Genomic DNA, 16,162 nt, shown 5'->3' with positions numbered 1-16,162 from the left:
CCGGGAGGCGCCGCCATGATCAGAGCACTCTCACCCTCAAGCCCGGCCTCGCGGCAGGCCAACCGTGGCACCAGGACGGCGGTGGGCGCGGCCGCGGCCGCCGCTCTCCTCAGCGCCGGCCTGCTTGTCCTGCCCGGCACCGCGTTCGCGGACGCCGTCCTGCCCACCTCTGCGCCCTCCGGCGGGGAGCAGACGGTACGCGTGTCGGACGGCAAGGGCCTCAAAGCGGCGCTGGCGGCCGCCCTGCCCGGGCAGACCATCGAACTGGCCGACGGCGCCTACTCGGGCAACTTCAAGATCACCACAGGAGGAACGGCGAGCGCGCCGATCACCCTCACCGGTTCCCGGAACGCGGTCCTGTCCACGCCCTCGGGCGGCGGCAACGGCATCCAGCTCACGAGTGCCCCCTACTGGACGATCAGCGGCATCACCATCACCGGCGGCCAGAAGGGCATCATGGTCGACTCGTCCGACCATGTCGTCGTCGACGCGGTGGAAGTCCACCACACGACCATGGAGGGCATCCACTTCCGGACATCCAGTAGCTACGGGGTCGTGAGGAACTCCTTCATCCACGACACGGGCACGTCCCGCAACGGCATGGGGGAGGGGGTGTACGTCGGGACCGCGAACACCCTCACGGACGCCAGCGATCACGTCCAGATCATCGACAACCGGATCGGTCCCAACGTCGGCGGCGAGAACATCGACATCAAGGAAGGCACCACCGGAGGCCTGATCTCCGGGAACACCTTCGACGGCAGCGGTCTCACCGGGGCCAACTACGACGACTCCTGGGTCGATGTGAAGGGCAACGGGTACACGATCGAGAACAACCGGGGCAACCACACGACCAACGACGGCTACCAGACGCACAGTCAGTACCCTGGGTGGGGATGCGGCACGGTGTTCCGCAACAACGCCTCGGACCTGACCGGTTCCCCCGGCCCCGACCGCTATGCCATCAACATCACCAACTACGACCCGGCCGCCTGCCCCGCGAGGGTCACTTCGGACAACAGCGTCACGGGCGGCAGGGGCCTGGTCAACCCCGGCGTTCCGGTCACCTGACGGACGGGGTTCACCTCTCCGCGTCGGCGGTTCCGCGGGCATTTACCGGTAGTCGTCGGGGTGGCCCTGCATCCAGGTGTTGACCTCCTCCCGGGTGTCCAGCAGAAGCTTCTGGTGCCGTTTGAGGTTCTCGAAGGAGAAGTCGCCTTCGAGGGCGTCCTGCATCGCGCGGATCCGGGTGAGGGCACCGGCGAAGTGACCAGTGCCCTTGGGGCTGGCCTTCATCGAGTTGTAGAGGTCGTCGAGATTGGTCAGCACCCGGTTGAGGAAGTACTCGCAGTTCCCCGGAGTGGTGCAGCCGTCGGTGTACGTGGCCTGGAGGACGGCGAAGGCGTCCCGAACCTGCGCTACCGGTGCTCCCGGCGCGGCTTCTGTGGTCGGGTAGCCCGCCGTCGCGGAAGGGCTCGCCACTGGCGCGGCGGGAGTCACGGGACCGCTGCTCGCGGCACCGGCCGGCGTGGCCGCGGACGAGGCCTTGTCCGAGGCCGACGCCGTAGCGTCGCCCTCTCCGGTCGAGCACGACGTCAGCAGGACGGCCGCCAGCAGCATCGGCGCCGCGCGACGTGCAGTTGTCATGGCACGCATGAGTATCCCCCGGTGATCGAATTGTGGTGATCATGACTAACGGCTCGCTCGGAGCCCTGTCCACCCTTCGCCGGCGCATGCCGGGGGGATCTGGCAACCCTGATCCGACAGGTGCACCCCGTGGGCTCCGGACGTCGCTATCCGAGCGGTCCGACAAAGCCGTTCACCACGAGGGCCAACTGCTGGATCCAGCTGCTGAGTTCGTCCTCGTCCTGGGCGGTGACGCGACAGGGCTGGGAGCGCCCGTCATGGAGGTGGACCGTCACGTTGAGGGAGAACCCGCGCCCCGACCTGGTGTGGGTGACGGCGCGGACGGCGTACCAGGGGTAGTCGCTGGGGCGGCCGTTGATGCCCAGGGAGATGCCATGGACGTCGGCGACGATGGCGTTCTTGTTGTCCATCGCGAGGAACTCCTGCCCTTCGACGGCCGCCGGCTCGGGAGGACCGAAGACCCCAGGCGGTCCGAACCCTCCGGGCGGGGGAGGCGGCACGGCTCCGGGCGGGTACGGGGAAGGCGCGGTGACCGTCGGCCTCACCGAGGGGGCGTATGGCGGCGGTGCGGGTGCGGGAGTGAACGGCGAAGGCGCGGCGGGAGCCATCGGCGAAGGCGCGGCCGCCGGCGGAGGGGGAGCCACCACGGTCGGCGTGTAGGCGTACGACGGGCTCGCCGCCTGGGGGAGCGCGAGCAGGTCCAGCAGGTTCGCGGCGGTGGGTCGCTGCCCGGGGTCCTTGGCCAGGCACGCGGCCACGGTCGGCCGCAGCCCCGAGGGCACCGCGCTCAGGTCGGCTTCCTGGTGGACGGAGCGGTACATCAGCCCCATCGGCGTGCCCTGGCCGAAGGCGCTGCCGCCCGCCGCGGCGACGAGGACGGCGCCCAGCGCGAAGATGTCCGCGGCCCCGGTGACCGGCAGTCCCTCCGCCTGCTCGGGGGCCAGGAATCCCGGAGTGCCCAGAGCGATCCCGGTGACCGTGAGCCCGGATCCCTCGACCGCCCGCGCGATGCCGAAGTCGACGACCCTGGGTCCGTCCTCCGCCATGATGATGTTGCCGGGCTTGAGGTCACGGTGGACCAGCCCGCAGGCGTGAATGGCCCCCAACGCCTCGGCCAGCGCGAGGCCGAGCCGACGCAGGCCCGCCTCGTCCATCGGCCCCTGGGCGGTGAGCAGTTCGGCGAGATGGGGACCGGGGATGTACGCGGTGGCGAGCCAGGGCGCCGGAGCATCGGGGTCCGCGTCCACGACCGGCGCGGTGTGGAAGCCGCCCACCGCGCGGGCCGCGGTGATCTCCGCACGGAAACGCTCACGAAACCCCGCGTCCCGCGCCAACTCCGGCTTGGCGACCTTCACCGCCACACGGCGACCGCCCCGCGACCTCGCCAGGTAGACGGTGCCCATCCCGCCCTCACCCAGCACACGCTCGACCGTGTACTCCCCGATCCGCTCCACGCCGACCCCTCCCCGTGCGCGTCGTCACGCGTCACCTTAGACCTTCCGGCCCGGACCGGGTTTTACCCGGCGTTGGAGTAGCGGCACGATGGACGTCCCCCTCCGGAGGTCGGCGCCTGCGCTCCCTCTGACCTGGTCTTCTTCTCCTCGGCGGCGGCCTTCTCCAAAGCGGTGAGGGCGTCCTGGTCCAGGTGCATCCCGGCGGCGTCGTGGTGGGCCCGGGCGGTGGTGAGCCCCCGGCGGGCAGAAGGCGTCCGGGTCCGCCGTGAACGCCTGCCAGGCTGCCCCGCCGCCGGTGCCGCGACCTCCGATCCGACTTCAGTTCCGAGAGCAGTGCCCCGGCCCAGCTCGTCGAGCGGCTCGGAGAGTTCGCCGCGGTCGGCGCGAGCAGGTTCCATCTGCGCCTGACCGACTTCACCGACCTCGACCACCTGGAACTCATCGCGAGTGAGGTGCTCCCGCAACTGGCGGAGGCGAAACCCGGGGAACCCTGCGCTTGAGCGGGATCCGAGGGCGGGGCGGGCGGTCAGGCCACTGGACGGATCCGGTCACCGGTCGCTCGGCGCAGTGCGGCCTGGAGGCGATCTCGGACCGCGGTCTGGGCGGCGATGCGTTGGTTGAGAACCGCAAGTCGCTCCAATGCCACCTGTATGCCCTTGTCGGAAGGCGGCGCCGTGGTCATGTCTCCGTCCAGGCACGGCAGGAAGACCCGCGCGTCGTCCAGGGTGAGCCCGGCGGCCAGGAGGTAGCGGATATTGCGGACCCGCACCACCGCACCCTCGTCATACACGCGGTAGCCATTGGGGGCCCGATGCGAGGAGATCAGCCCGGCCTGCTCGTAGTGCCGCAGAGCACGGGCGGTCGCCCCGCTCGCCCTGGCCAACTCACCGATCTGCACCCGCTCCACCCTCCCGGGCACCACTCCTATCACGCCACTACCGCCCCGCCGTCGACCGGGAGGACCACCCCGGTGACGAACGACGCGGCCGGTGCGGCAAGCCGGGTGATCGCCCAGGCCACCTCCTCCGGTCGGCCGATCCGGCCCAGCGGCGTGTGCGCCAGCTGCCACTCCTTCACCGCGGCCATCCGCTCCGATGTCAGTCCCTGGTGCTCGCCGATCGGGGTGTCGATCGCGCCGGGTGCGACCGCCACCACCCGGACCCCGCGAGGTGCCAGCTCGACCGCCCAACTGCGGGTCAGCAGCTCCAGCGCGGTCTTGGTCGCCGCGTAGACCGAACTGCCCGGCCAGGCCCGCTGCCCCACCGACGTGGTCACGTTGACGATCACCCCGCCGGACGCCTCCAGAGACGGCAACGCAGCCTGGGCCAGCAGGAGGGGTGCGATCAGGTTGGTGGCAATCTGAGGTGCAATCGTGGCCGGAGTGAGCGTGCCGAGGGGACCGCCGTGCACGATGCCGGCATTGTTGACCAGCACGTCCAACCGGCCGTTCATCTCCAGCGCGACTTGGACGATCCGCTCGGGCTGTCCCTCGGCGGTGATGTCGGCTGTCAGCGGGGTGATCCGGTCGTGCCCGGCTGCGGTCTCCTGGAGCGGTTCGGCCCGCCGACCGACGGCGAGGACGTGGGCACCCTCGGCGGCGAAAGCGCGGGCGGTGGCCCGGCCGATCCCGGTGCCGGCCCCGGTGACGGCGACGATTCTGCTGATCTGAGGTGCGGTGCTGCTGTCCATGCCGGCCATCGTTCAACCCTGCCGCCAGCGGTAAGGTCAAGCTTCACGGCGACCGGCCGGTCCAGTACAGCGCCGTACCCCGCCACACGACTCCAAGTCGCCGTGGCTGAACTGCCCGAGCAGCTCAGTCCTCTTCCTGAATACGGCGCGGGCCGGTCCAGGGGGCCGGCCCGCGCTGTTTCACAGGGATGGGGCTACGGTCACGGGCTCTTCTTCAGCGTGAAGTTGCCGGTGGTCGTCTCCCCCTTCTTGATCTTCACGGTGGTGGTCACCGGCTGGTAGCCGTCCTTGGACACGATGACGGTGGCCGGCTTGCCGCGGCTGTCGAACCACAGGCCGAAGGTGCCGTCCTTGGCGGTCCGCAGGGTGTAGCTCGCCGCAGCGGTGTCGATCTGGACGGTTGCCCCGGCCAGGGGCGCGCTGCCGCCCTTGCCGTCGGCCTCCAGCACGGTGCCGGCGTACTTGCCCCAGTCCTTCGGCGGGCTGACGCGCATCTTCACGTCGACCGAGGTGCCGGCGTACGGGGTGTCGGTCTGGACGGTCAGAGCCGCGGTGTACGCACCGGGCTGGGTGACCTCCTCGACGGTGGCGTCCAGACCGACCGTGATCGTGGCACTCGCCCCGGGCTGAAGCGTCACCTTCTGCTCGGAGAGGGACAGCCAGCTGACGTCCGAGGAGCCGCCGGTCTGGTCGTAGCCGGGCAGCACCTCCACGGTGGCCACCGGCGGCGTGAAGCTGCCGCCGGGGCTGCCGCCGACCTTGTAGAAGCCGGCCGCGCCACCGGTGCGGTAGACGGAGTTGTTGGCGTTGGGCAGGGCGGTCCAGGCGCCGGTGCCCGGGTCGAAGGCGAAGCCCTGGTTGGTGATGGCGGTGCTGTCGTTGGTGACACCGGCCGAGACCAGCAGCAGACCGTTGGCCGCTGTGGACGCCGAGCCCCACAGGTCGATGGGCAGGTCGGCCAAGGCCGACCAGGTGTCGGACGCCGGGTCGTAGACGTAGGTGTGCTTCACCGAGCCCGCGTCGGTGGTGCCGCCGGCGCAGTAGAGCTTGCCGCCGATGCCGCCGCAGGCCTCCCAGGCGATCGACTCCGGGTAGGAAGCGACCTGCGACCAGCTGTCGGACGCGGCGTCGTAGACGGTGACGTCCTTGGTGCCGCAGACGCTGGCGGTGCAGCCGCCGACGACGTACAGCTTGCCGTCGAGCACCGCGCTGCCCGAGCCCGCGTACGGCTTGGGCGAGGACGCCTTGGTGCTCCAGGAGTCGGAGGCCGGGTCGTAGACCTCCAGCTTGGCGTCGGGGTTGCCGCTGGCGCCCCAGCCGCCGACCGCGTACAGCTTGCCGCCGATGAAGCCGCGGGCCGGGGACTCACGGGTGTCGGTGGCGGAGGCCAGCTTGGACCAGGAGCCGGTGTCGGGGTCGTAGGCGTACAGCGCGTTGGTGTCCACGCTGCCGGTGTAGCCGAAGGCCGAGTAGACCTTGCCGCCGTCGGCCGCGACCGCGTTGTCCTGCACGGTGGTGGGCAGGTTGGCCACCGGCTGCCAGGCATCGCCGCCCGCGTTGCCCACCACGGTGGGCTCCGCCTTGTTCTTTCCGTCGGCCTTGGCCGCGGAGAGCGGGGAGTAGTGGCCCTTCACCAGGTTGAGCGGTGCACCACCGGTGGACTGGCTCGTGAAGCCGCCGGACTGCTTGCCCAGGGTGAGGGTGGCAGGCGCCCCGCCGGTGTTCTTCACCGTCAGGTCCTGGGAGGCCGTCGTGCCCCACTCGACTGTCTTGTCGACCGAGCTGGGGGTGAAGACCAGCTTGCCGGCCTTCAGAGCGAAGTCCGCCCGGGTGGTGCTGTCCGGTGCCACGTCCACCGTCTTGGCCAGGTCGGTGTAGTGCGACTTGGAGGCGGTGAGGGTGTGGCTTCCGGTCTTGGCGGTGAACATCCAGTAGAAGCCGCCGCCGAGCGCCGGGTCGTCCGGGGTGGCGGTCGTGGTGGCCTTGTCCTGCGAGGCATCGGCGTTGACGACGGTCGCGCCGGTGATGCCTTCGCCGGTGTTGGCGTCGGTCACGGCGCCGGCGACCAGAGCGCCGGTGACGGGCTCGTAGGCACGCTTGCCGACGAACACGTTGTCGAGCGCCCACCAGTAGCCCCAGGTGGCCGTGAAGTGGAACCGCAGCTGCACACCGGACTTGCCGGCGTAGGCGGTCAGCGGGACCTCGACGTGGGCGGGGCCGGTCAGCGTGGTGGTGCGGTTCCAGACGTTGGTCCAGGTGGCGCCGCCGTCGGTGGTGACGTCGATGTCGCCGCTCTGGCCGGAGTAGCTCTTGTAGTCAGTGTCGAAGGAGAGCTGCGGGTTGGTGTTGCCGGTCAGGTCGAAGACCGGGCTGATCAGCGAGCTGTCCTGCTTCTTGCCGCTGCCGTAGTGGTCGCTGTCGACCATGGCGAAGCCGCCGGAGCCACCGGTGGTGTTGCCCCGCTTGCCCGGGTCGCCGAAGTCCCAGCCGCCGGTGGTGCCGTCGGCGTTGACGACGCTCCAGCCCTCGGGGGCCGCGGTGGTGGAGTCGAAGGGCTCCGTCGGACCGGTCAGCTTGAGCGCGTAGCCGGGGGCCGTGGCCGCCTCGACGTCCACCGGGACGGCGACGTTCAGGCTCTGTGCCGAGTCACCCACGGTCACCTGCTTGGTGACGGCCTGGTAGCCGGGGTACGCGGCGGTGAAGTGCAGGGTGAAGTCCTCGCCCTGCGGCAGGTCGACGCTGTACGCGCCGGTGTACGGGTCGGTGAAGACCGGAGCGCCGGGCATGCCGTCGACGGCGATCCTCGCGTAGAGCGGCCAGCCGTGGCCGGAGCCGTCGGTCACCTTGCCGCTGAGGGTCTGCCGGGCCACCGCGGCCAGTGTGAAGTCGGCCTTGACGGTGCCGTCCTCGACGACGGTGACCTTGGACGTCCTGGTTCCGTACCCGTAGGCGGACGCCGTCACGTCGTAGGCGCCGGGCGGCACGGTCAGGCTGTAGTGGCCCTGGGCGTCGGTGGTGGTCCGGTAGTCACCGGCCATGACCGAGGCGCCGGCGAGTGCCTTGCCGGCGGTGTCGGTGACGCTGCCGGAGACCTCGCCGTGCGGGCCGCTGCGGAAGGCGGCGGGGCCGTCGGGAGTTCCCAGGCCGGTCGGTCCGTCGTAGCCGGGTCCGGCGGTGCACAGGTAGGCCGGGCTGCAGCTGCCGTTGGAACCCTCGGTCACGTCGTTGAGCGCGGACGGGTTCTGGTACGGGTACGCGTTCGGGTAGCTGCCCGGGGCGGGGGTACCGGCCACGGCGTACACGCCGGCGATGATCGGCGCGGAGGCGCTGGTGCCGCCGTACACGGACCAGCCGGAGCCCCCGTAGGTCTGGTACACCGAGACGCCGGTGACCGGGTCGGCGACCGCGGAGACGTCTGCGACGGTGCGCATGGCGCAGCCGGTGTCGGTCTGGAAGGACGGCTTGGGCTCGTACAGCGAGCAGCCCGAGCCCGGGCCGCCGTAGCTGTTGTGCCACACCGACTCGGACCAGCCGCGGGCGGTGCTGGTGTCCTGCTTCAGGGCGGTGCCGCCGACGGCGGTCACGTACTGCGACGCGGCCGGGTAGGAGACGCCGTAGTCGTCGTCGCCGGAGGAGGCGACCATCGCCACGCCCGGATGGTTGTAGTGGGGGTCGTACTCCGTGGTCTCGGACGGGTCCTCACCGCTGCCCGGCGTGGAGGTGTAGCCGGTGCCGTAGGAGTTGGACACGTACTTGGCGCCCTGCGCGACGGCCTGGTCGACGGCCGCGGCCATGTCGTCGAAGTAGGCGCTGTCGGCCTCGACCAGCAGGATGTGGGCGTTGGGGGCGGCCGCGGAGACCATGTCGAGGTCGAGCGATATCTCGCCCGACCAATCGGGGTCCGGGGACGGGTAGTTCGTACCACCGCGCTGGTCGATCTTCTTGAAGCAGCCGTTGTCGGTGGTGCAGGGGGGCAGGCCGTACTGCTGGCGGTAGACGGCCAGGTCGGCCTCGGCGGCCGGGTCGTCGTAGGCGTCGACGATGGCGATCGTCTGACCCGCTCCGCCGTTGGCCGGCAGGTTGTAGGCGCTCTGCAGGTCAGCGGCGCCGAAGCCGCTCGGCGTACTGGCCATCGGTTGGATGCCCTTGACGCCCTTGACGTCGGTGCGGCGCAGCGCCATGCAGCTGAACTCGCCCTTCTTGGGCGTGCTGCAGACCTGTTCCACCCCGGGATGTGCCGCGGTGGCGGCCTTCGGAGCGGCTGCCGCGGTACCGCCCGCGGCCTGGGCGGCGGGCAGGCCCACCGTCATGGCGGCGACGGCGGCCGCGGTCAAAGCGGCCAGGCGCGCGGAGATCCTCCGCGCGCCCGGTCTGGAGTGCCTCGAAGTGCGCAATGCGTGACTCCCATGCTGTTGAGCCGGGGTCGACCTGTGCGCTGGTTCAAGGTCGACAGCGGATGGAATTCATCCGCTGTGAGACAACCAAGTGTCATCGCCATGTTCTCGACAAGAAAGCATCAATGGCGGGGACATGACATGGCATGGATCCGCCAAGAGTGACAAAAGTGGATTTTCCAACGGAACATCATGGTTGGTGTGACGGACCCCCACAGTCCGGATCGCGGCCAGGACGAGGAGAGAGCGGCTTCGCCCCCCCGCGGCCCGACCCGACCCGGTCCTGAGCGGCCGGGCCGGGCCGCCGGGGCGGGCGCCGGCGGTGGTGCCGTGTCAACGGCGTGGCATGCGCACGGTGATCGGGGAGCTCTCGCGGCTCGCGCGGTCCACCGACGTGACCGTGTACGTCGTGCCTTCCGGGGCCGCCGGACCGGTCCACTGGCTGTCGCGGGCGCCCGGGAGCACCGCCACCAGACCGTCGTTGTCGGCGGTGTGCTGCCGCACTGCGTACAGCGCGGGGACGTGGTTGCCGCGGGAGCGCACCTCGATCCGGATCCCGCCGTCGGCCGTCCGGGCCGCCGACGCGAGCGGGGGCATGGGGGCGGGACCGTGGGCGAGCCTCGGCAGGAGCGGCGGCAGCGCGGGCCGCATCCAGTGGTCGGCGCTCAGCCGGGCGACCGCGCCGATCCGGTCGGCGGTCACGTCCGCGGCGCTGAACAGGATCTCGCCGTTGATCTCCGGCAGCCCCCTGTCCATCGTGAGGTGCCGGGAGAGTTCTGCCGGGTCCTGCCAGGCGTCCGGTTGGGCGGGGTCGCCGGCCTTGTACAGGGCCTGGCCGATCCACAGCTGCACGTCGGTGCCGCGGACCGCCTGTGCCCACCACGGGGCGAGGACGGCGTAGTCGGCCACCGGGAGACCGATGTTCCAGTACAGCTCCGGGGCGATGTAGTCCAGCCAGCCCTTGCGCACCCAGCCGAGGGTGTCGGCGTTGAGTGCGTCGTAGGACTGGGTGCCGTTGGTGGCCGAGCCCCGCGGGTCGCTCGAGGCGTTGCGCCAGATGCCGAAGGGGCTGACGCCGAACGCCGCCTCGGGCCGGGCCGTACGTACCCGGTCGCACACCTCCCGCACCAGCAGGTCCACGTTGTGCCGGCGCCAGGCGGCCCGGTCGGTGAAGTCCGCGCCGTACGTGGCGAAGGCGTCGTCGTCGGGGAAGTCCGCGTCGCCCACCGGGTAGGGGTAGAAGTAGTCGTCGAAGTGGACGCCGTCGACCTCGTAGCGTTCCACCGCGTCCATGATGGCGTTCTCGACGAAGGCGCGTGCGGCCGGTATGCCGGGGTTGTAGTACAGCTGGCCGCCGTAGGAGACGATCCACTCCGGGTGCAGCCGCGCCGGGTGGCCGGGCACGAGCTTGGTGACGTCGGACTGCAGCGAGACGCGGTACGGATTGAACCAGGCGTGCAGGGCCAGCCCGCGGTCGTGCGCGGCCTGGACCATGAAGCCCAGCGGGTCGTAGCCGGGATCCTGGCCCTGAGTGCCGGTCAGGTACTGCGACCACGGCTCGTAGCGTGACGGCCAGAAGGCGTCGGCCGCCGGACGGACCTGCGCGAACACCGCGTTGAGTCCGATCGATCGGGCGTGGTCGAGCAGTGCGATGAACTCCGCCTGCTGTGCGGCGGGGCTCAGTCCGGTCCGTGAGGGCCAGTCGATGTTGGAGACGCTGGCGATCCACTCGCCACGCAGCTCGCGGTCGCGGTACGCGGTCGGGGTGCCCTCGGCGGCGGCCGCCGCGGCGGTGGGGAGGGACGACCCCGTGGCGGCCAGTCCGGCCATCAGCCCTGCGGCCCGCAGCAGCACGCGGCGCGTGGGGCGACGTACGGCAGGGCCATGGTGCGCGGTGTCGGTCACGCGGACTCCTGAAGAGAGACGGGAGCGGCTTGATCGGCTCACCGTTCCCACCGCGTCCCGCCCAGTCAACGAGCGGGGTGAAATAGTTACCGAACCGCTAGCAAGTGCCCAAGTGCCCCTTGGGAACGCGGAATTCGCTGCGTTCCGCGCGGCCGGGACTGTTCATGGCGCGGCGTTTCTGCGCGCAGCCCGATTCCTGGCGGCGCGCACCTGGAGCACTCGCCGACCTCGCCGCACGGCGCGGCCGGGTCTCGGGCCATGCCGTGCGCGCCGGTCCGGTGGTGATCACCGCGACCGTTCCGCCGGCGGAGGTCTTCGGCTATGCGACCCGGCTGCGCGGCCGGACCGACGGGCCTCGGTGACCTGGCGCTGGGCCGCCGGGAAGCGTCGGCGCGCGGGGCGTCTTCACGACCCGTCCCGCCGGGTACGCCCCGCGCCGAGCCCGGTCCCGGCCTCCAGCCCGGCCGGCTGGCGGTACGCAACCGCCCATCCTCCCGGGCCACTTCGGGAGGATGGGCGGCCGGCCTTGGCCGTCGTCGGAGCGGGACGACAGCTGACGACAGCTACAGCGCGGCACCCCGGGAGTTCTCCGGGCGCCGGGTCCCTCCCCCCACGGCCGTCGTGGCGGGGCGTGTCGCGCGGGCGTAGCCCGCCGCCGCCGTGAGGAACACGCCCATGACGGCGACGGGGGCGGCGGCGGTCACCCAGTGGGGGTCGCCGTCGGGGCCCGAGGCGGACTGCCAGGTCCAGGCCGCGACGGCCACCGCCGTGACCAGGCCGCAGCCGAGGACGGTGGCGACGACGTTCCGGGAGTGGGACGGGCCGGTCGGGGCGGGGACATGGCCCAGGCGTGTCCAGTGGCCGGCCATCTCGCGGGCCTCGCGCCTGCACCGGGCGGCGGCGTGCAGGCGCAGGGCGACGGCGACGGTGGCGCCGGCCACGGCCGCGGCGACCGGCGTCCACCATGCCTCGGCGACGAGCAGCAGCACGGCGAGAGCGCCCGCGCCGGCCCAGCCGGTCACGCAGGCCGCGGCGGCGATGCGCCGGGACTCGGGCCGGTCCGCGCCGGCCCGCAGGTCGGCGAGGGCCGGCACGTACCAGACGGAGCCCGCGGTGGTGAGCGCCGCGGCTCCCAGGGCGGCGACGGCGTGGGACACGGCCTACCTCGCCGCCTCTTCCACCGCGGCCCGCCCTGCGGTCCCGCCGACCCCGGCGACCCCCGTGACCCCGGAGATCTCCGGGTGGTGCAGGTCGAACGCCGGGGACTCGGTCCGGATCCGCGGCAGGGAGACGAAGTTGTGCCGCGGCGGCGGGCACGAGGTCGCCCACTCCAGGGAGCGGCCGTAGCCCCACGGGTCGTCGACGCCGACCGGCTTGCCGTACTTGGCGGTCTTCCAGACGTTGTAGAAGAACGGCAGCAGCGACAGGCCGAGCACGAACGACCCGATCGTCGACAGGGAGTTGAGGAAGGTGAAACCGTCGGCCGCGAGGTAGTCGGCGTACCGGCGCGGCATGCCCTCCACACCCAGCCAGTGCTGGACCAGGAACGTGAGGTGGAAGCCCACCGTGAGCGTCCAGAAGGTGATCTTGCCGAGCCGTTCGTCGAGCATCTTGCCGGTGAACTTCGGCCACCAGAAGTGGAATCCGGCGAACATCGCGTACACCACCGTGCCGAAGATCGTGTAGTGGAAGTGCGCCACCACGAAGTACGAGTCGGACAGATGGAAGTCCAGCGGCGGGGAGGCCAGGATCACTCCGGTCAGACCGCCGAAGAGGAACGTCACGAGGAAGCCCACCGTCCACAGCATCGGCGTCTCGAAGCTCAGGGAGCCGTTCCACATGGTGCCGATCCAGTTGAAGAACTTCACTCCGGTGGGGACCGCGATCAGGAAGGTCATGAAGGAGAAGAACGGCAGCAGGACGCCGCCGGTGACGTACATGTGGTGCGCCCACACGGTCAGCGACAGACCCGCGATGGAGATGGTGGCGCCGATCAGGCCCATGTAGCCGAACATCGGCTTGCGGGAGAAGACCGGAATGACCTCGCTGACGATGCCGAAGAACGGCAGCGCCAGGATGTACACCTCCGGATGGCCGAAGAACCAGAACAGGTGCTGCCACAGCAGTGCGCCGCCGTTGGCCGAGTCGAAGACGTGGCTGCCGAACTTGCGGTCCATCTCCAGGGCGAACAGCGCCGCCGCGAGCACCGGGAAGACCATCAGCACGAGGAGCGCGGTCAGCAGCACGTTCCAGGTGAAGATCGGCATGCGGAACATGGTCATGCCGGGCGCGCGCATGCAGATGATCGTGGTGATGAAGTTGACCGAGCCGAGGATGCTGCCGAAGCCGGACAGGGCCACACCCATGATCCACATGTCGGACCCGATGCCCGGCGAGTGGACGGCGTCCGACAGCGGCGCGTACAGGAACCAGCCGAAGTCGGCCGCGCCCTGCGGGGTGAGGAAGCCGGCCGCGGCGATGAGGGAGCCGAGCAGGAACAGCCAGTAGGCGAGCATGTTCAGCCGCGGGAAGGCGACGTCCGGGGCGCCGATCTGCAACGGCATGATCCAGTTCGCGAAGCCGGTGAAGAGCGGCATCGCGAACATCAGCAGCATGATCGAGCCATGCATCGTGAACGCCTGGTTGAACTGCTCGTTCGACATGATCTGCAGCCCGGGCCGGGCGAGTTCGGCCCGCATCAACAGCGCCATCGCGCCGCCGAGGACGAAGAACGCGAAGGCGGTGACGAGATACAGCGTCCCGATCTTCTTGTGGTCGGTGGTGGTCAGCCACTCCACCCACGAGGGTCGAACGGGGCCGTGTCCTGGGACCTGGGCCGCCTGCCCTCCTGTCACCGGGCCGCCGGCCGCGCCCTTGTCCGCCACCGCGGTACCGGGAACCGGCGTGGCCTCGACCACGTCTTCCCGGTCTTCCGGCCGCGCTGCCGCCTGTTGTATGCGCACCTCGTCCACCGGACGGTGCCCTCCGCATCTGCTTGGTTCATCGACACAACGACGAGCCCGGAGGTGCTCCGGTTGAGGAACGGACCCGACCCTCCCGGCCGCCGCCTCATGATCCCCAAAGGGGCATGGGGTGCGGATAGGGCCGAACAGTCCCTCCGCGCCCCTCCGGGCAGGGCCTAACAGCCCTGCACCCGGGATCCCCGTTCTTACCGGCCGCCAGGAATTCCGGTATCCGGAGAGGCGGCTACTGAGAGGCCATGAGCCGGCTCCGCTGTTCAGGAAATGAACGGCGGAGGGTTCGAGAGCGCACTCCTGACGGGGAATGCCTCACGCGAGTGAACGAAGCGTCAGGAGGTGCGGGAGGGTCAGGTCAGGCGGGAGGTGTCGTCACGTCAAGTCCCTCTGCTCGCCAGCGAGATGCCCCCCGCTGCGCCGAGCCATCCGTGCGGGCCCCCGAGACCCAACCGTTGTACTGCTCTTTCCGCGCTCCTTCCCCGCCCTCCTGCCGCAGGTCAGGCGGCAGACCCAGGCCGTCTCGGGTCGGCCGCCCCGTCCCCGTCGCCGCCGGCCGCCGATTCATCCCTGCCGGATCCCTTGACGACGCCTCGCCCGGAGGTTTAACTCACGTCCTAAATTAAGCCCTGAGGCGCCTTCGGAAGTCGAACCGAACGAACCGGACCCGAGCGATCGAGCACGAGCACGGGTCACGGGAACGAGAGCGGTGTCGGCGTCCGGAGGACTCCTCGCGGTTCTCGACTCCCGGAAAGGGACACCAGGAGCCATGCGCAGCATCCGAGCCGCGGCCGTAGGCGCCGTCACCATGTCTCTCGCCCTTGCCGCCTCGGCCTGCGGAGGCGGTTCGTCGACGGGCGGCGGGTCCGACGACTCGCCGAAGACACTCACGTACTGGGCCTCCAACCAGGGCGCCAGCATCTCGATCGACAAGAAGGTCCTCCAGCCCGAACTCGACAAGTTCGAGAAGCAGTACGGGATCAAGGTGAAGCTGGAGGTCGTGCCCTGGTCGGACCTGCTGACCCGGATCCTCACCGCGACCACCTCAGGACAGGGCCCCGACGTCCTCAACATCGGCAACACCTGGAGCGCCTCCCTCCAGGCCACCGGGGCGCTGCTGCCCTGGGACGCCAAGAACCTCGACAAGATCGGCGGCAAGGACCGCTTTGTCGACTCCGCGCTCGGCTCGACCGGCGCCCAGGGCCAGGACCCGGCCGCCGTACCGCTGTACTCGATGGCGTACGCGCTCTACTACAACAAGCAGATCTTCGCCGACGCGGGCATCGCCAAGCCCCCGGCCACCTGGGACGAACTGGTCGCCGACGGCAAGAAGATCCAGGCCAAGGGCAAGCAGGTCATCGGCGCCGAGGGCGCCAACGTCTCGGAGAACATCCACCACGCCTTCGTCTTCGCCCAGCAGCACGGCGCCGACTTCTTCACCGCCGACGGCAAGCCCGACTTCACGAGCGACGGCGCGGTCGCGGCGGTCAAGCAGTACGTCGACCTGATGGCCAAGGACAAGGTCATCCCACAGGGCGACGCCGAGTACGCGCAGAACCAGTCGGTCAGCGACTTCGCCAAGGGCCGCACGGCGATGCTGCTGTGGCAGTCCGCCTCCGCCAACCTCAAGTCCCAGGGCATGAGCGAGGACGCCTACGGCATCGCGCCCGTCCCCGTGCAGTCCGGCACCCCCGGCACCGGCACGCAGGTGAACTCGATGGTGGCCGGCATCAACATCGCCGTCTTCAAGAACAGCCACAACCTCGACGGGGCCACGAAGTTCGTGAAGTTCATGACCAGCGACGACGAGCAGAAGGTCCTCAACACGGCCTACAGCTCCATCCCGCCGGTCAAGACCGCCCAGGCGGACGCCGCCTTCAACTCCCCGGCCAACGCGGTCCTGAAGGACACCCTGGCCACGAGCGCCGCCGCGCTGCCGCAGGTCGCCGACGAGTCCCAGTTCGAGACGGCCGTCGGCACGGCCGTCAAGGACCTGTTCGCCGACGCCGCCGCCGGACGCGCGGTCACCACCGCCTCGGTGAAGGCCAAGCTGCTCAAGGCCCAGCAGCAGATGCCGGCGAAGTGAGCACGGACACCC

10 protein-coding genes and 2 pseudogenes are annotated in these 16,162 nt (G+C 70.5%); 3 read left to right on the top strand and 9 right to left on the bottom strand.

All coding sequences use genetic code 11. From position 1 onward, the window contains the following. The first annotated feature begins 15 nt into the window (after positions 1-15). A complete protein-coding gene (locus tag ACTYVM_RS23855; protein WP_445527895.1) occupies positions 16-1,071 on the top strand; it encodes a right-handed parallel beta-helix repeat-containing protein in 1,056 nt (351 codons plus the stop codon). A gap of 42 nt (positions 1,072-1,113) precedes the next feature. Here ACTYVM_RS23855 and ACTYVM_RS23850 read toward each other — a convergent pair whose 3' ends face one another. From ACTYVM_RS23850 to ACTYVM_RS23820, 7 genes and pseudogenes are all read right to left on the bottom strand, one after another. Beyond that, complete coding sequence (locus ACTYVM_RS23850) at positions 1,114-1,647, bottom strand: hypothetical protein (RefSeq protein ID WP_445527894.1); 534 nt, start codon at positions 1,645-1,647, stop codon at positions 1,114-1,116. A gap of 146 nt (positions 1,648-1,793) precedes the next feature. After that, on the bottom strand, positions 1,794-3,101 hold the full coding sequence (locus ACTYVM_RS23845) for a serine/threonine-protein kinase (protein ID WP_445527893.1): 1,308 nt from the start codon (positions 3,099-3,101) through the stop codon (positions 1,794-1,796). Positions 3,102-3,163: 62 nt separating this feature from the next. Beyond that, complete coding sequence (locus ACTYVM_RS23840) at positions 3,164-3,532, bottom strand: hypothetical protein (RefSeq protein ID WP_445527892.1); 369 nt, start codon at positions 3,530-3,532, stop codon at positions 3,164-3,166. A 95-nt stretch (positions 3,533-3,627) separates the two neighbouring features. Further along, positions 3,628-3,999: a MerR family transcriptional regulator gene (locus ACTYVM_RS23835; RefSeq protein ID WP_445527927.1), complete on the bottom strand. Its 372-nt coding sequence runs from the start codon at positions 3,997-3,999 to the stop codon at positions 3,628-3,630. Positions 4,000-4,028: 29 nt separating this feature from the next. Next, the gene (locus tag ACTYVM_RS23830; RefSeq protein ID WP_445527891.1) at positions 4,029-4,799 is read right to left on the bottom strand and encodes an SDR family NAD(P)-dependent oxidoreductase; all 771 of its coding nucleotides are present in this window, start codon (positions 4,797-4,799) and stop codon (positions 4,029-4,031) included. A 191-nt stretch (positions 4,800-4,990) separates the two neighbouring features. Beyond that, a complete protein-coding gene (locus ACTYVM_RS23825; RefSeq protein ID WP_445527926.1) occupies positions 4,991-9,100 on the bottom strand; it encodes a carboxypeptidase regulatory-like domain-containing protein in 4,110 nt (1,369 codons plus the stop codon). A 735-nt stretch (positions 9,101-9,835) separates the two neighbouring features. Then, positions 9,836-11,014 (bottom strand): annotated as a pseudogene (locus ACTYVM_RS23820) (glycoside hydrolase family 10-like protein); the annotation flags it as partial. Positions 11,015-11,301: 287 nt separating this feature from the next. Here ACTYVM_RS23820 and ACTYVM_RS23815 point away from each other — a divergent pair. Continuing rightward, positions 11,302-11,532: pseudogene (locus ACTYVM_RS23815) on the top strand (hypothetical protein); the annotation flags it as partial. Between the two features lie 120 nt (positions 11,533-11,652). On the opposite strand, the gene ACTYVM_RS23810 reads toward ACTYVM_RS23815, so the two are convergent. Both ACTYVM_RS23810 and ctaD read right to left on the bottom strand, forming a co-directional pair. Then, positions 11,653-12,246: a hypothetical protein gene (locus ACTYVM_RS23810; RefSeq protein WP_445527890.1), complete on the bottom strand. Its 594-nt coding sequence runs from the start codon at positions 12,244-12,246 to the stop codon at positions 11,653-11,655. Positions 12,247-12,249: 3 nt separating this feature from the next. Further along, entirely contained in the window at positions 12,250-13,944 is a 1,695-nt protein-coding gene (gene ctaD, locus ACTYVM_RS23805; protein WP_445527925.1) for an aa3-type cytochrome oxidase subunit I, read from the bottom strand. 889 nt (positions 13,945-14,833) lie between these two features. Here ctaD and ACTYVM_RS23800 point away from each other — a divergent pair. Then, positions 14,834-16,150, top strand: coding sequence for an ABC transporter substrate-binding protein (locus tag ACTYVM_RS23800; protein ID WP_445527889.1), 1,317 nt, complete (start codon positions 14,834-14,836; stop codon positions 16,148-16,150). Positions 16,151-16,162: the final 12 nt, after the last annotated feature.

This window comes from Streptomyces cyslabdanicus, assembly GCF_052663305.1.
This window is presented reverse-complemented; position numbering and strand designations above follow the sequence as displayed.